19 protein-coding genes are annotated in these 20,379 nt (G+C 56.7%); 11 read left to right on the top strand and 8 right to left on the bottom strand.

Annotated features, from left to right (window positions below):
• The first annotated feature begins 141 nt into the window (after window positions 1-141).
• The gene (locus CKV94_RS01685; protein WP_023886918.1) at window positions 142-345 is read left to right on the top strand and encodes a hypothetical protein; all 204 of its coding nucleotides are present in this window, start codon (window positions 142-144) and stop codon (window positions 343-345) included.
• 171 nt (window positions 346-516) lie between these two features.
• Here CKV94_RS01685 and xseA read toward each other — a convergent pair whose 3' ends face one another.
• Window positions 517-1,869: an exodeoxyribonuclease VII large subunit gene (gene xseA, locus CKV94_RS01680; RefSeq protein ID WP_003823375.1), complete on the bottom strand. Its 1,353-nt coding sequence runs from the start codon at window positions 1,867-1,869 to the stop codon at window positions 517-519.
• A gap of 166 nt (window positions 1,870-2,035) precedes the next feature.
• On the opposite strand from xseA, the gene CKV94_RS01675 reads away from it, so the two are divergent.
• Both CKV94_RS01675 and CKV94_RS01670 read left to right on the top strand, forming a co-directional pair.
• Window positions 2,036-3,631, top strand: coding sequence for a peptide chain release factor 3 (locus CKV94_RS01675; RefSeq protein WP_003823373.1), 1,596 nt, complete (start codon window positions 2,036-2,038; stop codon window positions 3,629-3,631).
• Window positions 3,632-3,740: 109 nt separating this feature from the next.
• Window positions 3,741-4,253 (top strand): hypothetical protein, encoded by a 513-nt coding sequence (locus CKV94_RS01670; protein ID WP_223417329.1) that lies wholly within the window; start codon window positions 3,741-3,743, stop codon window positions 4,251-4,253.
• Between the two features lie 157 nt (window positions 4,254-4,410).
• On the opposite strand, the gene CKV94_RS01665 is transcribed toward CKV94_RS01670, so the two are convergent.
• The gene (locus tag CKV94_RS01665; protein ID WP_003823368.1) at window positions 4,411-5,832 is read right to left on the bottom strand and encodes an SLC13 family permease; all 1,422 of its coding nucleotides are present in this window, start codon (window positions 5,830-5,832) and stop codon (window positions 4,411-4,413) included.
• A gap of 267 nt (window positions 5,833-6,099) precedes the next feature.
• Between CKV94_RS01665 and CKV94_RS01660 the strand changes: the two genes are divergently transcribed.
• Entirely contained in the window at window positions 6,100-8,598 is a 2,499-nt protein-coding gene (locus CKV94_RS01660) for a heavy metal translocating P-type ATPase (protein ID WP_003823366.1), read from the top strand.
• Between the two features lie 120 nt (window positions 8,599-8,718).
• Window positions 8,719-8,928, top strand: coding sequence for a LysR family transcriptional regulator (locus CKV94_RS01655; protein WP_003823365.1), 210 nt, complete (start codon window positions 8,719-8,721; stop codon window positions 8,926-8,928).
• 2 nt (window positions 8,929-8,930) lie between these two features.
• Here the strand turns inward: CKV94_RS01655 and CKV94_RS01650 are convergent, their stop codons facing one another.
• Window positions 8,931-9,584, bottom strand: coding sequence for an IS1595 family transposase (locus CKV94_RS01650; RefSeq protein ID WP_064086049.1), 654 nt, complete (start codon window positions 9,582-9,584; stop codon window positions 8,931-8,933).
• A 71-nt stretch (window positions 9,585-9,655) separates the two neighbouring features.
• Between CKV94_RS01650 and CKV94_RS01645 the strand changes: the two genes are divergently transcribed.
• On the top strand, window positions 9,656-10,339 hold the full coding sequence (locus tag CKV94_RS01645; protein ID WP_064103668.1) for a LysR family transcriptional regulator substrate-binding protein: 684 nt from the start codon (window positions 9,656-9,658) through the stop codon (window positions 10,337-10,339).
• 92 nt (window positions 10,340-10,431) lie between these two features.
• Here the strand turns inward: CKV94_RS01645 and CKV94_RS01640 are convergent, their stop codons facing one another.
• The 5 genes from CKV94_RS01640 to CKV94_RS01620 all read right to left on the bottom strand — a co-directional run bounded on the left by CKV94_RS01640 (window position 10,432) and on the right by CKV94_RS01620 (window position 15,386).
• Window positions 10,432-10,875, bottom strand: a complete 444-nt coding sequence (locus CKV94_RS01640; protein ID WP_035580187.1) for a PNPOx family protein — start codon at window positions 10,873-10,875, stop codon at window positions 10,432-10,434.
• 287 nt (window positions 10,876-11,162) lie between these two features.
• Window positions 11,163-11,891, bottom strand: coding sequence for a DUF554 domain-containing protein (locus tag CKV94_RS01635; RefSeq protein ID WP_003823360.1), 729 nt, complete (start codon window positions 11,889-11,891; stop codon window positions 11,163-11,165).
• A gap of 166 nt (window positions 11,892-12,057) precedes the next feature.
• Window positions 12,058-12,639: a UbiX family flavin prenyltransferase gene (locus tag CKV94_RS01630; RefSeq protein WP_003823359.1), complete on the bottom strand. Its 582-nt coding sequence runs from the start codon at window positions 12,637-12,639 to the stop codon at window positions 12,058-12,060.
• Window positions 12,640-12,741: 102 nt separating this feature from the next.
• Window positions 12,742-14,235: a UbiD family decarboxylase gene (locus CKV94_RS01625; protein WP_035580184.1), complete on the bottom strand. Its 1,494-nt coding sequence runs from the start codon at window positions 14,233-14,235 to the stop codon at window positions 12,742-12,744.
• Window positions 14,236-14,462: 227 nt separating this feature from the next.
• Complete coding sequence (locus CKV94_RS01620) at window positions 14,463-15,386, bottom strand: DUF1853 family protein (RefSeq protein WP_003823353.1); 924 nt, start codon at window positions 15,384-15,386, stop codon at window positions 14,463-14,465.
• Window positions 15,387-15,592: 206 nt separating this feature from the next.
• Between CKV94_RS01620 and CKV94_RS01615 the strand changes: the two genes are divergently transcribed.
• The 5 genes from CKV94_RS01615 (at window position 15,593) to hpnC (ending at window position 20,294) form a co-directional block, all read left to right on the top strand.
• Window positions 15,593-16,666, top strand: a complete 1,074-nt coding sequence (locus CKV94_RS01615) for an AI-2E family transporter (protein ID WP_003823351.1) — start codon at window positions 15,593-15,595, stop codon at window positions 16,664-16,666.
• Between the two features lie 273 nt (window positions 16,667-16,939).
• Window positions 16,940-17,203 (top strand): 30S ribosomal protein S20, encoded by a 264-nt coding sequence (rpsT, locus tag CKV94_RS01610; protein ID WP_003823349.1) that lies wholly within the window; start codon window positions 16,940-16,942, stop codon window positions 17,201-17,203.
• A gap of 191 nt (window positions 17,204-17,394) precedes the next feature.
• A complete protein-coding gene (acpS, locus tag CKV94_RS01605) occupies window positions 17,395-17,775 on the top strand; it encodes a holo-ACP synthase (protein WP_003823347.1) in 381 nt (126 codons plus the stop codon).
• Window positions 17,776-17,942: 167 nt separating this feature from the next.
• Window positions 17,943-19,289: an aldehyde dehydrogenase family protein gene (locus tag CKV94_RS01600; RefSeq protein WP_035580182.1), complete on the top strand. Its 1,347-nt coding sequence runs from the start codon at window positions 17,943-17,945 to the stop codon at window positions 19,287-19,289.
• Window positions 19,290-19,478: 189 nt separating this feature from the next.
• Complete coding sequence (hpnC, locus tag CKV94_RS01595) at window positions 19,479-20,294, top strand: squalene synthase HpnC (RefSeq protein ID WP_003823342.1); 816 nt, start codon at window positions 19,479-19,481, stop codon at window positions 20,292-20,294.
• Window positions 20,295-20,379 lie beyond the last annotated feature (85 nt).

Here is a 20,379-nt window from a genome sequence, read left to right as displayed (position 1 = left end):
TGTTTGATGTAGCTAGGATGTTGTGGGAAGCGTAAGGAATTTGGGCAATATTTTTTATGATGCATACTGCATAATTGTACAAAAACAGTGCAGTATGGAGAGCTGTTTATTTTTAATCAACTACATTATTTAGAGGTTAATATGCCACAAATGTTGATTCAAGTGTCCGGTATGAAGAATAAAACGGATGGAGACCGCTTGGTGCTGAAGGGTGAAACTGTTGCGGGTGTGAGAATGGTGAATGCCAATCATGACGACGGCCGCGTAGTGATTACACACGGTGATGGCTTCGATCTTGAAGCATTCAAAGCCGCCCTCTCGGCAGAAGGTTTTACCGTGGCATAACCGTATCGGTCAAACAACCACAAACGGCTTCCTTTGCGGAAGCCGTTTTGCTTTTTCAGGTAGCCTTTTGCAGAGAGGCTACCTGAAAAACGATAGCTCAAGCGATGATGTTTTTAATTGCATGGGCTTGCTGTTTCGCAGGAAAAACTGCTGCAGCAATCTCTGTACGCGCTAATCAAACAAATCCTGCTGCCCGGTACGCTGCGGCAGCACCTGCGCCTTGGCTGTGCCGGTTTCAAAATGCAGCTGCAACACCTGCCCGCTGTGCAGCCTGCCCGCATCACGCACCACTTTGCCTGTACGGTCGGTAATCACGCTATAGCCGCGCGATAGCGTGTGTTGCGGCGAGAGGGCATCCAAAATGCCCGCCTGCTTTTGGCATTGCGCTTGTTTTTGCGCCAAGAGCGCGGCCATGTGGCGGTTGAGTTGTGCCGCCTGTGTGTGCAGCTGCCGCGTAGCGGTTTGTACTTGCGGCCGGCTGCGGCGGCACAGCTCGGCCAAATAGGCCAGCTGCTCCTGTTTGCGGTGCAGGTGGCGCAGCATATGGTCAGCCAGCATTTGGCGGCTGCGCAACAAGCCGGTCTGCTGTTCCTGCCATTTCTGGCGTGGATGGCGCAACTGTGCGGCATGCCAGTCAAGCCGTTGCGCCGCGTCTGTGCAGCGCCGTTGCAGCGTGTGGCGCATATGGCTGTGCAGGCGGCACATTTTGTCCAGCTGCTCCGCACGGTTCGGGCTGGCCAGCTCGGCGGCGGCGGTGGGCGTGGGCGCGCGCACGTCGGCGGCGAAATCCGTGAGCGTGAAATCGGTTTCGTGCCCCACCCCGCTTACCACCGGAAGCGGCGATGCCGCCACCGCGCGCACCGCCGCTTCTTCGTTAAACGCCCACAAATCCTCAATGCTGCCCCCGCCACGGCACACAATCAGCACATCCGCCTGCGCGTGTTCCGCCGCCGCTGCAATAGCCGAGGCTACCTGAAACTCGCTGCCCGCGCCCTGCACCGCTGTGGGATATACCACCACGCGCACATCCGGCGCACGCCGCCGCAACGTGGTGACCACATCGCGCAATGCCGCCGCTGCTAGGCTGGTGACCACGCCGATGCACTGCGGCGCGGCAGGCAGAGGCCGTTTGCGTGCTGCATCGAACAAGCCTTCCGCCTGAAGACGCTGCTTCAGCCGCTCATAAGCCTCAAACAGCTGCCCCAGCCCCTTGCGCCGCACTTCCTGCACGTTAATCTGAAATTCCCCGCGCGCCTCATACAGCGTGATTTTGCCCAACACCTCCACTTCCTCGCCCTCGCGCAGCAGCGCGGCCAGCGAACGGGCGGCATGCTTAAACAAAGTGCAGCGCACCTGGGCGCGTTGGTCTTTTAAAACAAAATAATAGTGCCCGCTCGCCGCCTTCACCAAATTCGACACCTCTCCACCCACCCACAACCCGGCAAGCTGGTCTTCCAGCAGGTTTTTGGCCAAATGGTTGAGCTCGGAAACAGAAAGCGCGGCGGGGGCGAATAGGTCGGACATGGCAAGAAGGCGGGAAAATAAACAAAGGCGGCATTATACAAGGGGAAGGCTACCTGAAAAATCGGGCGGATAGATTTTTAACTTCGTTGCTGTCCATATTTTCCGGTAGCCTTTCCCTACGCCGCAATATGTTAAAATACGCCATTTTCAATTCGGATTTTCCGCCATGTCTAATATTCCAGACCAAGTGCGCCGCCGCCGCACGTTTGCCATCATCTCCCACCCCGACGCGGGTAAAACCACGCTGACCGAAAAACTCTTGCTGTTTTCAGGTGCGATTCAAAGCGCGGGTACGGTAAAAGGCAAGAAAACCGGCAAATTCGCCACCTCCGACTGGATGGAAATCGAGAAGCAGCGCGGCATTTCCGTGGCATCAAGCGTGATGCAGTTCGACTACAAAGACCACACCGTCAACCTCTTGGACACGCCGGGACACCAAGACTTCTCCGAAGACACCTACCGCGTTTTGACCGCCGTGGACAGCGCGTTGATGGTCATTGACGCGGCAAAAGGAGTGGAAGCGCAAACCATCAAACTCTTGAACGTCTGCCGCCTGCGCAATACGCCGATTGTGACGTTCATGAACAAATACGACCGCGAAGTGCGCGACTCTTTGGAATTGCTGGACGAAGTAGAAAATATTTTAAAAATCCGCTGCGCGCCCGTTACTTGGCCCATCGGCATGGGCAAAAACTTCAAAGGCGTGTACCACATCCTGAACGACGAAATCTATCTCTTCGACGCGGGCGGCGAACGTTTGCCGCACGAGTTCGACATCATCAAAGGCATCAATAATCCCGAATTGGAACAACGCTTTCCGCTGGAAATCCAGCAGTTGCGCGACGAAATCGAATTGGTGCAGGCGGCATCTAACGAATTTAATCTCGACGAATTTCTCGCCGGCGAGCTCACGCCCGTGTTCTTCGGCTCGGCGATTAACAACTTCGGCATTCAGGAAATCCTCAATTCATTGATTGACTGGGCGCCCGCGCCGAAACCGCGCGACGCGACCGTGCGCATGGTCGAGCCGGACGAGCCGAAATTTTCCGGATTTATCTTTAAAATCCAAGCCAATATGGATCCGAAACACCGCGACCGCATCGCCTTTTTACGCGTCTGCTCCGGTAAATTCGAGCGCGGCATGAAGATGAAACACCTGCGCATCAACCGCGAAATCGCCGCGTCCAGCGTGGTTACATTTATGTCGCACGACCGCGAGCTGGTGGAAGAAGCCTACGCGGGCGACATCATCGGCATCCCGAATCACGGCAACATCCAAATCGGCGACAGCTTCTCCGAAGGCGAACAACTGGCATTCACCGGCATCCCCTTCTTCGCACCCGAACTGTTCCGCAGCGTCCGAATTAAAAACCCACTGAAAATCAAGCAACTGCAAAAAGGTTTGCAACAACTCGGCGAAGAAGGTGCGGTTCAAGTCTTCAAACCGATGAGCGGCGCAGATTTGATTTTGGGCGCGGTCGGCGTGTTGCAGTTTGAAGTCGTTACCTCGCGACTCGCCAACGAATACGGCGTAGAAGCCGTGTTCGACAGCGCATCCATCTGGTCGGCGCGCTGGGTATCGTGCGAAGACAAGAAAAAGCTGGCGGAGTTTGAAAAAGCCAATGCGGGCAATCTGGCTGTGGACGCAGGCGGCAACCTCGCCTACCTCGCGCCTAACCGCGTGAATTTGAACCTGACGCAGGAACGCTGGCCGGATATTGTGTTCCATGAAACCAGGGAACATGCGGCGAAGCTGAGTTGATAAAGAGGCTACCTGAAATAAGATTTTCAGGTAGCCTTTATGTTCGGTGGATGTGGGCTGGTTTGCGCATCTTTGCCTTGTATTGTTTAACTATTTTTTGGAGATAGCTATGAAGATGAAAAAATTGGTTTTAGCTGCCGTATTGGGTCTGACAACTTCATTTGTTGCCGCTAAATTGCCAGTTGTGGTGCAACGGGCAATTAATGAAGATACGCAGAATTGCCGTAGCTCGGGTGGGCGGTTTTCTTATAGTAAAGCAATACAAATCATTGATTTGAATGGTGATGGATACCCAGATTATGTTTATGATTCGGGCGAAACTGTGTGCGCCGGCGGTGCTGATTTGGGCGGCTCTGGTGGTTGGCCGGTAACCGTGTTTGCAGGGCAGCCGGACGGCTCGGCCAAGGAGGTGTTTAGTAATGGCGCAATAGGGGCGCGGATGATAAACGGCCGCCTGTATTTAGGCGTGGGTGGGGCATACTGCGGGCAAAATACGCGTGGTAGGGTGCGAGCCCAATACGACAACTGCATTCGCCCGCTGCAATGGAATGCACGTAGAAAAGTGTTTGAGTTCGCACCCGTGTCGCAGAAAAGACCATTTCCGGCAAGCTGGGAGCGGTAAGGAGAAAACTATGCTGGCTTTGCCAGTCTAAGAAGTAAGCTGCTGATCAAGAAGAGGCTACCTGAAAATTTTCAGGTAGCCTCTTTCAATGCGATGGGTATAGCAGGAGTAAGCCCGGCAAGCTGTTAATCCAGTGTAGCTGCCGGGCTTATTCTTGTTAAGTCAAGAAGAAGTATGCCCAAGCCGATACCACGATGATGGATAGGATATTCAGCAGGAAGCCAACCTGCATCATTTCTTTCTGCTTAATCAGCCCCGAGCCAAACACAATCGCATTGGGCGGCGTGGCCACGGGCAACATAAAGGCACAAGATGCACCGATGCCGATAATCAGCACCAACACTTCCTGATTCATGCCCATTTTGGCGGCAATGGTGGCAAATACCGGTACCAATAGTGCGGCAGAGGCGGTGTTGCTGGTGAATTCGGTGAGGAAGATGATGAACGCGGCCACTACCAAGATAATCACCAAGGGAGAAGCATGGCCGAAAGAAGCCGCCACTTCATTACCCAAGGCGGCAGAAGCACCGGATTTTTCCATTAATACGGAAAGGGTGATGCCGCCGCCGAACAGCATCAGCGTACCCCAGTCGGTGTTGCGTGCCACTTCGCGCCAGCTCACCACACCAAACATCACCACGGCCACAGCCGCCACCATGGCGATGAAGCTGTCGATGGATTTGATGCCGGTGGCTTTGCCCAGCTCTCCGCCAAAAATCCAGCACAGTGCAGTAATCACAAAAATGATGACGGTAATCACGCGGTGCAAGGTCCACGGAATGTCTTCTTTTTGTTGGAAATCCACTTTTTCGGCAAAGTTCGGTTTCAACACCACAAACAGGGAAAACAGCATCAGCGGCAGCAACACCAGCATCATCGGCAGGCCGTGCTTCATCCAGCCGGCGAAGTCCAAATTGAGCGCTTTGGCGGCAATCGCATTGGGCGGCGAGCCCACCAGCGTGCCCAAACCGCCGATACTGGCGCAGTAGGCAATGCCCAGCAGCACGAATACATAAGTTTTGCGGTCCTTTTCCTTATCGACGTGTCCCATCAGCCCCATGGCCAACGGCAGCATCATCGCGGCGGTGGCGGTGTTGCTGATCCACATGGAAAGGCCGGTGGTAACGGCAAACACCATCATCACCGCCGCCAGCATATTGCCGCGCGAGAGCGAAATCACCAGCATGGCGATTTTTCTATCCAGCCGCTGCACGTGCATGGCTGCCGCCAGCGCGAAACCGCCGAAAAACACATAAATAATCGGATCGGAAAAGCCGGCAAAGGCTTCTTTGGTGCCCATATCCGGAATTTTGAAGAAAATCGCTAATAGTGGCACCGTAAGCGCGGTAACGGTGATGTGCACCGCTTCGGTAAACCATAAAATGGCCACAAACAGCAAAATAGTCAGTCCGGCATTGGGAAAATGCCCATAGGGCAGAATTTGGTAGGCAATAGCAGATATCACGGCCGCAATAATGGCGATAATCAGCCCGCGAAAGCTGGTTACCGGTACTTGCGCACTTTGCAGCTCAAAGTTTTCTGGCAAATTGGTTTGGCTTGGGTTCTCTAGGAAGTTCATTAATCCTCTCCATCAAGGTGGTTAAGCTTTATCTTCACGTTTTTATTGTTTCAACCATGAGTGTGTGTTCACTCACGGCGGCAGAATAAGAGCTGGTAAAGGTTCTGTCAATTATTGATACTTTTGTTTTAATCTATTTATATATTTGTATATCAGCTTGGCTGTTGAATAAGCTACCTGAAAGGTTCATTTTACCGAAACTCCGCTGCATTGAGTTTTCAGGTAGCCTATAATCCGCGCCGTTCCCGCCACTTAAACACATCCATCATGAGTTACACCGAATCCCCATCCGAAACCCAAACCCAAGCCGAAACCCAAACCCAAGCCGAAACCTGTTTCCACTGCGGCCTGCCCGTGCCGCGCGGCTTGGATTTGCCGATTGAATTTGAAGGCGCGCGCCATCCGGCCTGTTGCGCGGGCTGCCAGGCGGTGGCGCAGAGCATTATTGCCGCCGGGCTGGGCAGCTATTACCACCGCCGCACGGCGGAGGCGGAGCAGGCGGTGTTGCCGCCGCCGGAAGTGTTGGAACAGCTGAAACTGTACGACCTGCCGGACGTGCAGGCGGAATTTGTGGAAGTGAAGGCGGAAAACGAGCGTGAGGCGGTGCTGATGCTGGGTGGGGTAACTTGTGCGGCCTGCGTGTGGCTGATTGAGCAGCAGCTTCTGCGGCTTTCGGGCGTGCTGCGTGCGGAAATCAACTACAGCACGCTGCGCGCGCGGGTGGCGTGGGACTGCTCGCAGGTGGCGCTGTCGGACATTTTGCTGCGGGTGCGCCAGAGCGGCTATGAGGCTTCGCCTTATGACGCGCAGCGGATGGAGACGCAGGCAGCAGCGGAGCGAAAGCAGGCGCTCACGCGCTTATGGGTGGCCGGGCTGGCCATGATGCAGGTGATGATGTATGTGGTGCCCACTTATCTGCATGCAGGGGAAATTGAGCCGCGTTTTTTGTGGATGCTGCATTGGGCGAGCATGATTCTCACGCTGCCGGTGTTGCTGTATTCGGCAGTGCCCTTTTTCAAAGGGGCGTGGCGCGATTGGAAAAACCGCCGCGCGGGCATGGATACGCCGGTGGCGATTTCGATTGCGGCGGCGTTTTCAGGTAGCCTTTGGGCGCTGTTTCAGGGGAGGGAAGAGGGGATTTACTTCGATTCGGTGTCGATGTTTGTGTTCCTGCTGTTGGGCGGCCGCTATTTGGAACAGCTGGCGCGGCGCAAGGCGGGCGATGCGGCCGAGCGGCTGGTGAAGTTGGTGCCGGCGTTTTGCCACCGGTTGCCGGATTATCCGGATACGGCGTGGGTGGAAGAGGCGGTGGTGGCGCGGTTGTCGGGTGGCGAAGTGCTGCTGGTGAAGCCGGGCGAGGTGCTGCCGGCCGACGGAGTGGTGCTGGAAGGCGAGAGCGAGTCGAACGAGGCCATGCTCAGCGGCGAGAGCCTGCCTGTGCCGAAAGCGGCGGGCGATGCGGTAACCGCCGGTACGCTCAACGGCGGCAGCCCGCTGATTATCCGCGTGGAACAGGCGGGCAGCCAAACGCGGCTGTCGCATATTGTGCGCCTGCTGGATCGGGCGCTGGCGGAAAAACCGCGCATGGTAGAGCTGGCCGACCGTTATGCGGCTTGGTTTGTGGGCGCGCTTTTGCTGCTGGGCGTGCTGGTGTTTACCGGCTGGGCTTGGTATGCCGATGTGCAAACCGCGCTGTGGATTACCGTGTCGCTCTTGGTGGCCACCTGCCCGTGCGCCTTGTCGCTGGCCACGCCTGCCGCGCTGGCGGCTTCCACCGGCCACTTGGCGGGCGAGGGCGTACTCATCAGCCGCGGGCACAGCTTAGAAACTTTGGCGCGAATCGACACCGTGGTGCTGGATAAAACCGGCACGCTCACCACCGGCCAGTTGGCCGTATGCGCCGTGCACACCGCCGAAGGCATCAGTCAAGATTTGGCCGTGTCGCTGGCGCAACTTCTCGAGCGGCAGAGCGAGCACCCCGCCGCCCGCGCCATTGCCAACCTGCCGCCCGCCAATTTGGCATTGGAAGCGGAAAACTATTTAAACCGCGCCGGGCACGGCATCAGCGCGCAAGTGCGGCATGAAGGGCAGCTGGAACAATGGCGCATCGGCCGTTTGGATTACGTGGCCGAACTTTCGGGCACGCTACCTGAAAGTTTGCAGGCCGAGCATACCGGCGGCGCGGTGTATTTGGGCAGCGCAGCCGGCTTTGCCGCCGTGTTCCTACTGCAAGACCAAGCCAAACCCGAAGTGCCGGCCATGCTGGTCGAATGGAAACGCCAGGGCTTGAGCCTGCACCTGCTCAGCGGCGACAGGCAGGCTGCAGCCGATGCCGTGGCCGCCGCTTTGCCGCTGGATGCGGTGCGCGCCGAAGCTACGCCGGAAGACAAGCTGGCTTATGTGCAGGATTTGCAGGCAAAAGGGCATAAAGTGCTGATGGTGGGCGACGGCATCAACGATGCGCCCGTGCTGGCACAGGCCGATGTATCGGTGGCCGTGGCCGAAGGCGCCGATGTGGCGCGCGAAGGGGCGGATGTGTTGCTGCTCAACGGCAATATGCGCACGCTGCCCTACCTTACCACCCAAGCCAAACGCACCGCGTGGATTGTGCGCGAAAACCTGTGGTGGGCGGCCGGCTACAACTTGATTATGGTGCCGCTGGCAGCGGCGGGCTGCGTAACGCCATGGGTAGCCGCGCTGGGCATGAGCCTGAGCTCGCTCTTGGTTTCCGCCAATGCCCTGCGCCTGCTGCGGCGGGCGAAATAGGGGAAGGCTACCTGAAAATAGGTATGGCAGGGTGGCGAGGATGGAATGCTTAGTAAATCAGCCGCTCGCTGTTTTGCCTGGTTGCTAATTCAGTACGACTAAAAATCAAGGAGAAACGCCATGGACATTAAACGGCTGAAATACTTCTGCACCGTGGTGGAATGCGGCAGCTTCACCAAGGCGGCGGAAATGCTGTATATTTCCCAGCCGCCGTTGAGCAAGCGGGTGCAGGAGCTGGAGCAGGAAATCGGTACGCCGCTGCTGTTTCGCGACGGCGGGCGCATTCGCCCCACTCCTACTGGTTTTTTCCTTGGGGCTGTACTAGATTAGCCCTAAATTCCACACCACTCCCGCAAGATTTTTAGTTGCCGGGATGGTGTGCCGAAGTTAAATCGAAATTCGCATTCTTTCAAGAACAGCGGGAAAGATTTGCGATCGATTCCGTTGTACTTGCGTAAGACGCGTTTTGCCTGATTCCAAAAGTTCTCAATGCCGTTGATGTGGTTCTGGCGGTCTGCAAATTCCTTGGAATGGTTGATGCGGTAATGGATAAAACCGCTCACGTCCAACTTGTCGTAACTGCTCAGACTATCGGTATAAACAATACTGTCCGGCATGATTTTCTGTTTGATAACAGGCATCAAAGTATCGGACTTGGCATTATCCACCACAACGGTATAGACCCGTCCGTTGCGTTTCAGAATGCCAAAGACAACCACTTTTCCTGCCGCACCGCGACCACGTCTGCCTTTACGCCGTCCGCCGAAATAGCTTTCGTCCAATTCGACAGAGCCATCGAAAACCTCATCGGCAGCTAAGGCCAAATGATGGCTGATGACCATACGGATTTTGCGGTAGAACAGGGCTGCCGAATTGGGATGGATACCCAAAATATCGGCGGCAGAACGGGCGGTAACTTCGAGTACAAAAAAGCGGAGCAGTTCTTTCTGTACTTTCTTCCTTAATTTGCAGTGTGTTATCTTCATATTTCGAGGGTAACATATCTGCTAATCTAGTACAGCCCCTTTTCCTTTATGAGCGGGCGCTGGAGATTTTGGTGGACATCGGCAATATTGAGCGCGATACGCTGATTTTCGCCCAACAGCAGCATGTGTTGCGTATCGGGCTAACCCATCTGTATCAAAAATATTTCACGCCGCTGATTATGGCCATCCATAGCCAGTATGCCGATACGGAAATTAATGTGTTGGTATCGGATTCCAGTCATTTGGAAACATTGCTGAATAATCAGCTGATAGATGTTGCGCTTATTCAGCAGCCGAAACGGCTGGAGCGATACCGCTATTTGGCGCTGCCGGCGGTGCAGATGGCGGCGGTAGTACACCGCAGCCTGCTGCCGGACGGGGTGCCCGATACGATGACGCTGAAACAGCTAGGCGGGCTGCCGCTGATTCTGCTGCGCCGCAGCAGCGGGGTGGGCACGTTTGAGCAGCTGATGGACCAGCTGCTCAAGAGCGGCACTACGCCGCAGGTGATTATGCACGTGTCGCAGCCGAGTGTAATTGTGGATTGGATTGAGTCGGGCATTGAGGCGGCGGCGCTGCTGCCGGAATCGGAAGTGTGCCCTTCGCAGCTGCGCAACAGCGTGTTGGTGCGGGTGTCGCCCGATCCGCAGGTGTTTTTCCCGGCCTTGGTGAAGCTGACGACAACACCGGAAATCCGCGGGCTGGAGGAAGTGATGGCCAATGGCTATCCGTTTGTGGCGCCGAAGTGCCGCTAAGAATTTGCTTAGGAACACTTTCAGGTAGCCTTTCGGTGGGGATATATCCGCTGAAAGGCTACCTGAAAATATTTGGCTGGTTGAGGATTGGGTTAGCTGTTTTCTTCATTGCGCCGCCAATGGGTTTTGTGTGCGAAGATGGGGCGGTTGCTGGTGTATTTGATGTATACAAGCTGGAGCTGCCAAATATCGCTGGGAAAAACTTTGGCGATGGGGTGGGCTTGGGCGTAGAGATCGAGTGCGGCGCGGCGTTCGGCAGGGTGGGCAATGCATGCGGCGCGGGCAGCAAATTGGATGCCGCAGATATCGCGGATGCGTGCGGGCTGGCCGGCGATGGTGCCGGCAATATGCGGGTTGTGCAGCATCAGGCGGCCGTGTTGGGTGTTTTTGCCGGTGAGCACGATGAGGCGGGCAGCAGCGGGATCGAATACGTAGAAGCAGCTGGCACTCCACAGCTCGCCTTCGTGGCAGGCGGCCAGGCTGACAACGTGGTGTTCGGTGAGGAAGGCGTGGATATTGGCGGGCAGGGGCGGCATGGTGTTGCTCGATTGGGAGGCAGGGCTGGTCGAAAACAAAGCTTCTGCGAAACTAAAAGGTGGTGCCGGCAGGCAGGGAAACAGACGGAACTGGTTACGGTATGGCGAATGGTATCAGGCGGCAGGGCTGCGGTATATGAGGCTACCTGAAAAATAATCATGTGTTCGGCCCGCAAACGGAAACGGCGTGGCAGGTTTCAGGTAGCCTGCCGCGCCGTTTTGTTTCGCTAGGAGTTTGACGTTGGATTGCAAAAACCGGGTTCAGCTAAGCCTCTTGATGGAGGCGGTTAGTGTGTGGCGATATAGGTTGCCCACAAATAGGAGATGGGCATAATCAGCAGCAGCGAGGGCAGCATATTGGCCACGGGGAAGGATTTCATGCCGGTGATGCGGAAGCCGGTGGCCAGCATGATCAACCCGCCGGCGGCAGCGAAGTCGGCACGCATTTCGGGCGTGGTGAGCGGCACGATGAGGGTGGCGAGGAAGAACAGCGAAAGTTGGATGGCCAGCTGCGGCACGGCAATGGCGGATACGGCGTAGCCCAGCGTAATGGCGAAGATGCCGGCGGTAAAGAAATCCAAAATGGTTTTGATATAGAGGATGGAGGGGTCGCCGGTCATGCCTTCGTGCATGGAGCCGAACACACCGGTGCCGCTGGCGCAGAACAGGACGACGATGGCAACGTATTTGTCGAGGAATTCTTCCTGGCTGATGCCTTCTTTGGGCGGAAAGATTTTGTCGATCAGCCCGCGTGCGCTACCGGCGGCTTTGCCGATGCCTTTTTCCAGGTAGCACAATTCACCAATCACGAGGCCGAGCACGGCGGCCAGCACCACGGCGGCATAGTATTTCACGCCGGGGATGCTCATTACGCCCAGGCCGATGGAAGTCAGGCCGAATAGCGGATTGAGGCTGGTGCGCACTCGTTCGGGCAATTTTGCGCCCATCCATGCGCCGAGTAGGCCGCCGAGCACGACGGCGCTGCCGTTAACAAAAGGACCGATTGGCATTGTCATGATGTATCTCCTTGGTGGGTTGCAGGCCATTTTTAGGTAAAGCTCGCCCCAGCCTGGCGCCGGCAGGATGCCATTGGCTCGCTTGGGAAACGGGAAATGCTGATGGCCTTGCGGGTGGGATTGGGTTTTAGCTGGCCTTCAATATGGTTTGGGCTACCTGAAAGCTTTATTTATCTTCCTTACCGCCGCTCCAGCGCGGCAGGTGTTTCACCGAAATGCCGAACAAATCCAGCGCACGGCCCACGCTGTGGGTAAGGATGTCGTCCACCGTTTGCGGGCGGTGGTAGAGCGCGGGCACAGGCGGGAAGATGATGCCGCCCATTTCGGTTACGCGGCGCATGTTGTCGATATGCGCGAGGTTCAGCGGTGTTTCGCGCGCCATCAGCACCAGCCTGCGGCGGTCTTTGAGCACCACATCAGCCGCACGGGTGAGCAGGTTATCGCTCAGGCCGTGGGCAATGGCGGCCAGGGAACGCATGGAGCAGGGGGCAACGAGCATGCCGAGGGTTTGGAACGAACCGCTGGAAATAGATGCGCCCAAATCCTGAATCGGATGGACTACGTCGGCCATGGCCAACACTTCTTCACGGCTGTAGGGCGTTTCCAGCGAGCGGGTCATTTCCGCGCCTTTGGAGATAACGAGGTGTACTTCCAAGTCTTCCACGGCTTGCAAAAGCTGCAAGGCTTTATAGCCGTATTGGAAGCCGCTGGCACCGCTGATGCCGAGGATGATGCGTTGTTTGCCCATGATTGCTCCTTGAGTGGATGGTGCGGGATGCGCTTTGGTTTTCAGGTAGCCTCTACGGCTTGGCCGTATAAGGCTGAGTGAGGCTACCTGAAACCGTTTTGCCTATGCTTCAAAGTCAGGCAGGAAGCGTTTTACGTCTACTTCCATAAACTTGCAGCGTTGGAAGTGCTCTTTCAGGTGAAGCGGCACGGTGCAATCGAAGATTGTTTTACATGATGTGCCTTCCTGAATCAGACGGTTGCTGAACGCCGGCGATTGTGATGGGTCGAGCGGATGGCAGCGCACGCCGGGGATAAAGATGGTGTCGTTATCGCCCTGGTAGCGCGTTTGCATAGCCCATAAAACATCGTCGGTATCGAAAATATCCACATCTTCGTCCACCAGAATCACGTGTTTCAATTCAGGGAACGCGGAGAAGGCGAGTAGGGCGGCTTGGCGTTGGCGGCCTTCGTCGGCCAGCGTGATTTTCTTAAACTGCATTACAGCCAAAAGTTTTCCACCGCCGGAAGAGTGGGCAAACACGTTTTGCAGGCGGCCGGGCATGGCGCGCTCAACCATATCCAGAATGCTGGCTTCGGTGGGGATGCCGGCCATGTTCACATGCTCTTCGCCCGGGCCCATGGTGGTGCGCAGAATCGGATTTTTGCGATGGGTAACCGCTTTCACTTTGATTACGGGCAGGGCGGGCTTGGCATCGCCGGTATAGCCGGGGAATTCAGGCATGGCCTTGCCGGTGTTGCTGTTTTGATCTTCGCGCACGCGCACATCGGGCAGCAGTTCGCCTTCAATCACCACTTCGGCATGGGCGATGGCGCGTTCGTTGATGGTGAGGCATTTGGCCATTTCCACTCCGTGGCCGCGCAGCGCGCCGGCAATGCTCAGTTCGTCGAAGCCCAGCGGCGTGGTGGGCGGCTCGAAGCAGGCGGCGATTTCAATGGCGGGATCCACGCCGATGCTGATGGAAATCGGCAGCGGTTTGCCGGCGGCTTCGGCTTTTTGGCGGAAGGCGTCGATGTGGCGGCCGGGGGTAAGCCACATGGAAAGCTCGTCTTTGCTCTGCACGCACAGGCGGTGGATGGTGATGTCAGATTTGCCGGTTTCTGGGTCGGAGGCATAGCACAAACCCATCGTGAAATAAGGGCCGGCGTCTTCCACGGTGTTGGTGGGTGCGGGCAGCAGGGTGCGCAGGTCGAAATCGGGATCGCTGGCTAGGTGCACCACTTCCTGACATTGCGGTTGCTGCCCTTTGCCGAGCAGCACCGGCGGAATGGGATTTTGTACGGAGTCTTTGAGCAGGAAGCCCAGGCGTTCGGGAGCACAATTGAGAAACTGGCCAACACGTTTGCGCGAGCCAACCAAGCCGATGGCTACCTGAATGCCGGGATAGCCTTTTACTTTGTTAAACAGCATGGCCGGACCGTTTTTACGGGTGGGGCGCTGGCAGGTGCCGCCGGCACCAACGTAGCGGTATACGCCGGAGAGCTCGGCAATCGGATCAACTTCCACATCGGTGGACACCAATTCGCCGGGCAGGGTTTTTAAAAGCTCGAGGGCGGAGCGCAGGTCGTGAACGGGGGATTTTTGCGGGTTCGGCATTTTCTACACCTCTCTGTTGCGTTGGGGGAAAGTTTTGAATGCCGTTGCAGTATAGGCGGCGGGCAACCAATAGAAAAATACCGTTTTATTTGATGGGGGATACCAAAAAGATATGGGGAGAAATAGGGATAGGGAAAGCTTATTATTAGGCTGGTTTGTTTTAGAAAGGCTACCTGAAAACTGTTTGGATGGTTTCAGGTAGCCTTTTTGTTGTTCGGTATTGTTATTCAGCCTCGGCACATCAGGCGTTGGGTTTCGTGCCACATGCCGTCGGGGCGCTGTTCGACCACGGCGATGAGGCCGTGGACTTGGCGGGCGAGCTCGGCGGCGCTGATGGTTTGCTCAAACGGAATGCGGGCGGGGGCGAGGTAGGCGAGGCGGGGCAGGGGGTAGAAGCGTTGTGTGGCTTGGGCGGGGTAGTCTGCCCATTGTGGAAGGAGGAAGTCGCTCCAGCCGAGGGGGTTGAGGGGGCTGCCGTTGAGGATGCCATTTGGGGTGAAGCCGATGCCGCGGATGATGGTGGCGGTGTTGAGGGCTTGGCTAAAGTTTTGGGGTTGGCGGCAATCTGTTTTGCTCGTATTGACTTCGCAAGGACTCGCTTCGCTCGTTTTCAGGTAGCCTTGGAGTGGGGTGGGTAGTTGGGCGCTGGCTTGGGGGGTGTGGAGGAGGCGGCATTGTTGTTGCAGTTTGGCGGCTTTGCCGAGCAGGGTGTCGGTGGGGTTGAGGCCTTGGAAATTGTCGGGTGTGGTGCCGCCGTAGTATTTGCAGGTGAGTTCGAGGTGGTAGGGGGTGGAGTCGAGCAGGCAGAGGAAGTCGGCGGCGCCGAGGGTGTGGCAGTTTTTGCTGCGGATGGGGTGGTTGCGGGCGATGAGTTGGCAATGGGGAGCGTGGGCAAGCCAGAAGGCGAGCAGGCTTTCGGCGTAGTGGCCTAGGCGGTGGCCGAAAGGGGCTTCTTGTTCGAGCCATTGCGTCAGTGGGGCAGGGGCATCGTCGAGGCTGAGCAGGAAGCGGAAGCCTTGGCTGCCGAGCAGGCGGGGGATGGGGAGTTCGCAGCCGCTGTGCCACAGGGGTGGGGCGGTGAGTAGGGAGGCGAGGTCGCGCACGGCGGGGTGGCGCAGCCGCCACCAGATGGCATCGAGGGCGTAGTTCATGTTTGAGCGGGAATGGAGTGGGATGGAGGGAATGTAGCGATGGCGGGGTGGGCAGTCAAGTTGTCTCAAGAGGCTACCTGAAAAGAGGGCGTGGTTTCAGGTAGCCTTGGCTTGTGGATTGTGTGTGAAATCATTTGTTTTTTATGGGTTGACACCGGATAATGCGCGCGACGCGGCGTGTGCCGGATGAATTAAAGAGATTGTGTATGTATAAAACGAAAAAGCGTGGCTGGCTGCCGTGGGTGGTTGGGGTGTCGCTATTGTTGGCGGTGGTGCTGTTAATTGTGCAGATGCGCGATGTGCTTTCGCCGTTTGTGGTGGCTGCGGTGTTGGCCTATATTTTGAACCCGCTGGTGGAAAAGCTCTGCCGACACAGGGTGCGGCGTGCGACGGCGGCGATGCTGGTGATGGTGTTTGCGCTGCTGCTGCTGGTGTTGTTGCTGCTGATTGTGGTGCCGATGTTGGTGCAGCAATTTGGCAGTTTGCTGGATAAACTGCCAGAATTGGTGGCGTTTGCGCAAAATAAGGCGCTGCCTTGGATTAATCATATGCTGGGCACGCATTGGGTGTTGAATGACCAATCGGTATCGAAATGGCTAAGCGGCCATGTGGGCAGCGTTCAGGCAGGGCTTTCCAAGGCGCTGCCAGCCTTGCTGGAACAGGGTGGCAGTTTGGTAACCAGTTTGGGTAATTTGATGGTGCTGCCATTTTTGCTGTATTACTTCTTGCTGGATTGGTCGCGCTGGGCAGAGGGAATTAACACCATGATTCCGCGCCGCTATCTGGCGGCTTATACGCGCATTGGCGGTAATATGGATACGGTGTTGGGCGAATTTTTGCGCGGGCAGCTGATTGTGATGTTGATTATGGGCCTGCTCTATGGTTTGGGCCTGATGCTGGCTGGGTTGGAATCTGGCTTTGCTATTGGTATGGTGGCCGGGCTGCTGGTGTTCGTGCCGTATTTGGGCGCGTTCACCGGCCTGCTGCTGGCTACAATGGCTGCGCTGTTGCAGTTTGGCACTTGGCAGGGGCTGATTACGGTGTGGGCGGTGTTTGCTGTGGGACAGTTTTTGGAAAGTTTCTTCATCACGCCGAAGATTGTGGGTGACCGCATCGGGCTTTCGCCGTTTTGGGTGATTTTCGCCCTGATGGCTTTCGGTAGCCTGCTGGGCTTTGTGGGCATGCTTCTGGCGCTGCCTTTGGCCGCAGTAACGCTGGTGTTGCTGCGGGAGGGCGTAGCGGCATATATGGATAGCGGGTTCTACCGGCGCGAGAAATAGTCGGGCAGGGCAGGCGTTGTTTGCAAAGGCTACCTGAAACGCAGCACAGCGAAGTTTCGGCGCAGCTAAAGTTTCAGGTAGCCATTTGTTTGGCTTTGGAGGCTGGCTGGAAAATGCACTAGGCCGCCTCGGTTTTGTTGTATCGGGCAAACGTTCTTTCCCTACTTGCCCTCCGTTTGCCGAAAATAGCTCGTGGCTGCTTGCATTTAGGCAACATCGCCAGTAAAATGCCGCGCTTACGGATTTTATTTTACTTATCAGGAGATTTTTCATATGGCCAATAGCGCCCAGGCACGCAAACGCGCCCGCCAGTCGCAGAAAAACCGTGCACACAATGCCAGCCTGCGTACTGCTTTCCGTACCGCAGTGAAGAAAGTTTTGAAGGTTGTGGAAAGTGGCGATAAAGCCGCTGCCCAAGCCGAATTCGTGGCAGCCACCAAAGTGATGGACCGCATCGCCGACAAAGGCGTGTTCCACAAAAACAAAGCCGCCCGCCACAAAAGCCGCTTGGCTGCCAAAATCAAAGCCATGGCCTAAGCCGCTTGCTGCATAAACGCTGCCGCATCTTGCAAATAGATGCGGCTTTGTTTTGCGCGGAAGATTTGCAGAACGGCTGTGAGGCTACCTGAAAATATGCCAATCCCGGCAAGCCTCTGCCGCCCCACCTGTAAGGCTGCGGCCAAAATGCGCTACAATGCGCCCACTATCTTGCACAACAGGAATACTCAATGATCTACGGCATCGGCACCGATATCCTGCGTATCGAGCGTATCGAGCAGCTATACGACAAATACGGCCAGGCATTGGCCGAACGCCTGCTCAGCCGCATCGAACTTTTGGAGTGGCGCTCCGTCGGCAACAAGGCAAACTTCCTGGCCAAGCGGTTTGCCGCCAAAGAAGCCTTTGCCAAAGCCGTGCACACCGGCTTGCGCTCGCCGGTAACGCTGCACCACATTTCCATCGCCCACGACAAACTCGGCCGCCCGGAATTCGTGGTGGAGCCGCCCTTGCAGGAATGGCTGCGCCAACAAGGCATCGGGCGGGTGCATTTGAGTCTGAGCGACGACAACGGCGCGGTGGTAGCCTTCGTCGTGGCCGAAAAAGGGTAGGGCAAGGCAGTTTATAAAAATAATAAAAACAATCGCATCAAGTTTTAGTTTCGCAGAAGCTAGCAGGGCTTGTTTTAGCTTCGTTAAAGCTGCGCTTTCAGGTAGCCTGCTGCATGGGCTGCCCGCTAAAACCATTTAATCCAAAGCAAATAGAGAAAGGAAACACCATGTTCTATAGCCGAAACGTCGTCAGCAACACCTTGCTATACGAACGCCCCGCCGACAGCATGGACGCCTTCAGCCAAAGCTTGGCTGAAATGCGCACCGCCCAGCGCCGCTTTGCCGCTGCCGGCGTGCAGGCGCGGGTGGCTATGCTTGCTGCCTTTGCCGACCGGCTCGAAGCTGAAAAAACCAAGCTCGCCCGTATGATTTGCGAAGAAGTCGGCCGCTGCCTGCGCGAATGCGAAGCTGAGATGGACAAATCCGTTTCCCTCATCCGCTATTATGTGAAACTCGCCCCCCAGCTTCTGCAACACCAAACCATCGCCACCCAGGCCAGCCTCAGCCAAGTACGCTTCGAGCCCTTGGGCGTGGTGCTGGCCGTGATGCCGTGGAACTACCCCGTGTGGCAGATTATCCGATTTGCTGTGCCAGCCCTCTGCTCCGGCAATGCCTGTTTGGTGAAACCCGCGCCCAGCGTGGCTCGGGTAACCGCTGCCTTGTTTGATATTGTTGGCAGCGAATTGCCCTGGCGCGTTACTTGGCTGGCACACGAAGATGTGGAATACGCCATTGCCAAAACCGATGCACTGGCCTTCACCGGCTCTGCCGACGTCGGCCGCCGCCTGGCCGGCTACGCCGGAAGCCACCTGAAAAAATCCGTGATGGAACTTGGCGGCAGCAACGCCTTCATCGTACTCGACGATGCCGACATCGCCCAAGCCGCCGCCGATGCCTGCTATGCCCGTTTCCGCGATGCCGGCCAATCCTGCAACGCCGGCAAGCGCATCATTCTCACCAAAGGCATCGCCGCAGAATTCACCCAACTCTTCCTCGAACACTGCCGCCGTCTCACCCCCGGCTGCCCGCTCGATCCCGACACCACCCTCGCCCCGCTGCATCGCAAAGACCTGCAGCTGCAAGTGCACGAACAAGTGCAAGACGCGCTCGAACACGGTGCCAAACTGCTGCTCGGCGGCGAGCTGCCCAACGAAGCCGACACCACCTTCTACCCCGCCACCGTGCTCGACAACATCACCCCCGCCTGCCGCATGTACCGCGAAGAAGTGTTCGGCCCCGCCGTGGGCATTTTCCACGCCCGCGATGCCGCCGACGCCGTGCGCCTGGCCAACGACAACCCCTTCGGGCTCGGTGCCAGCATCTACTCCGCCAACCTCGACAAAGCCTGGGAGCTTGGCCAGCAAATCGAAGCCGGCAGCGTATTCATCAACCGCCACACCAGCAGCGACCTGCGCCTGCCCTTCGGCGGCGTGAAAGACTCCGGCTTCGGGCGCGAACTTTCCGAATTCGGCTTGTATGAATTTGTGAACGTGAAGGCATATTGGCAGAAATAGCGTGGCAGAAGGTTACCTGAAAATGCGAAACCCGTTTTTCAGGTAGCCTTATATATTTTGCGCAGTAGGTCGGGTATTTATGCCCAACATTAGCCACCACAACATAAAATCGGCGTCCACACACAAATCACACTTTTTCAGGTAGCCTCCCCGCTTTGAGGCTACCTGAAAACACACTAAGGACACATCATGTCAGTCGGACACTACGAAAATTTCCCCGTCGGCTCGCTGGTTTTACCGCACCGCCTGCGCCGACCGGTGCACGCCATCTATGCGTTTGCCCGCACTGCCGACGATATAGCCGACGAAGGCGATTTGCCCAACGAAGAGCGCCTGCGCCAGCTCGATAATCTGCGTACCGAGCTCGACCGCCTTGCCGCTGACCAAACTACGCACAGCGAATTGATGCAGCGGCTCGAGCGCGAAGCCATCCGGCCGTTCAATCTTCCGCTCGAGCCCTTCTACCACTTGCTTTCCGCCTTCAGCCAAGACGTGGTGAAAACCCGCTATCAGCACTTCGGCGAGCTGGTGGATTACGCCCGCCGCAGCGCTAATCCGATCGGCAGATTGCTGCTGCACCTCTACGGCCACACCGACCCGCTCAGCCTTGCCCAAAGCGACGGCATCTGCACCGCCCTACAACTGATTAACTTCTGGCAAGACGTGGCTGTGGATTGGCAGAAAGGCCGCGTTTATCTGCCACAAGACGATTTAGAGAAATTCGGCGTGAGCGAAGCGCAAATCGCCGAAGGCCGCGCCGATGCCGCCTTCCAACGCCTGATGGCGCACCAATGCCAGCGTGCCCACAAAATGCTCAAAGCTGGCTCCCCGCTGGGCAAAACTCTGCATGGCCGCATCGGTTTCGAGCTGCGCCTGATTATCCTCGGCGGGCAAAGCATCCTGCGCAAGCTGGAGGAAAACCGCTACAACGTCTTCACCCGCCGTCCCGTACTCGGCGCGAAAGATTGGTGGCTGATGCTGAAACGGGCTTGGCTCAAGAAGTGAGTGGCAGTATTCAGCCCAGCCAAAAGGCTACCTGAAAATTTTAGCTTCGCAGAAACTTGTGATCTCGTTTTAACTTCGTTGAAGC

This window comes from Eikenella corrodens (assembly GCF_900187105.1).
GTDB lineage: Bacteria > Pseudomonadota > Gammaproteobacteria > Burkholderiales > Neisseriaceae > Eikenella > Eikenella corrodens.
Note: the sequence above shows the minus strand (reverse complement) of the source record. Positions and strands in the feature narration are given on the sequence as shown.

Excerpts from the sequence above, each read along its gene's own strand:
- CKV94_RS01685 (WP_023886918.1), top strand. The coding sequence starts at position 142 with ATGCCACAAATGTTGATTCAAGTGTCCGGTATGAAGAATAAAACGGAT.
- xseA (WP_003823375.1), bottom strand. The coding sequence starts at position 1,869 with ATGTCCGACCTATTCGCCCCCGCCGCGCTTTCTGTTTCCGAGCTCAAC.
- CKV94_RS01675 (WP_003823373.1), top strand. The coding sequence starts at position 2,036 with ATGTCTAATATTCCAGACCAAGTGCGCCGCCGCCGCACGTTTGCCATC.
- CKV94_RS01670 (WP_223417329.1), top strand. The coding sequence starts at position 3,741 with ATGAAGATGAAAAAATTGGTTTTAGCTGCCGTATTGGGTCTGACAACT.
- CKV94_RS01665 (WP_003823368.1), bottom strand. The coding sequence starts at position 5,832 with ATGAACTTCCTAGAGAACCCAAGCCAAACCAATTTGCCAGAAAACTTT.
- CKV94_RS01660 (WP_003823366.1), top strand. The coding sequence starts at position 6,100 with ATGAGTTACACCGAATCCCCATCCGAAACCCAAACCCAAGCCGAAACC.
- CKV94_RS01655 (WP_003823365.1), top strand. The coding sequence starts at position 8,719 with ATGGACATTAAACGGCTGAAATACTTCTGCACCGTGGTGGAATGCGGC.
- CKV94_RS01650 (WP_064086049.1), bottom strand. The coding sequence starts at position 9,584 with ATGAAGATAACACACTGCAAATTAAGGAAGAAAGTACAGAAAGAACTG.
- CKV94_RS01640 (WP_035580187.1), bottom strand. The coding sequence starts at position 10,875 with ATGCCGCCCCTGCCCGCCAATATCCACGCCTTCCTCACCGAACACCAC.
- CKV94_RS01635 (WP_003823360.1), bottom strand. The coding sequence starts at position 11,891 with ATGACAATGCCAATCGGTCCTTTTGTTAACGGCAGCGCCGTCGTGCTC.
- CKV94_RS01630 (WP_003823359.1), bottom strand. The coding sequence starts at position 12,639 with ATGGGCAAACAACGCATCATCCTCGGCATCAGCGGTGCCAGCGGCTTC.
- CKV94_RS01625 (WP_035580184.1), bottom strand. The coding sequence starts at position 14,235 with ATGCCGAACCCGCAAAAATCCCCCGTTCACGACCTGCGCTCCGCCCTC.
- CKV94_RS01620 (WP_003823353.1), bottom strand. The coding sequence starts at position 15,386 with ATGAACTACGCCCTCGATGCCATCTGGTGGCGGCTGCGCCACCCCGCC.
- CKV94_RS01615 (WP_003823351.1), top strand. The coding sequence starts at position 15,593 with ATGTATAAAACGAAAAAGCGTGGCTGGCTGCCGTGGGTGGTTGGGGTG.
- rpsT (WP_003823349.1), top strand. The coding sequence starts at position 16,940 with ATGGCCAATAGCGCCCAGGCACGCAAACGCGCCCGCCAGTCGCAGAAA.
- acpS (WP_003823347.1), top strand. The coding sequence starts at position 17,395 with ATGATCTACGGCATCGGCACCGATATCCTGCGTATCGAGCGTATCGAG.
- CKV94_RS01600 (WP_035580182.1), top strand. The coding sequence starts at position 17,943 with ATGTTCTATAGCCGAAACGTCGTCAGCAACACCTTGCTATACGAACGC.
- hpnC (WP_003823342.1), top strand. The coding sequence starts at position 19,479 with ATGTCAGTCGGACACTACGAAAATTTCCCCGTCGGCTCGCTGGTTTTA.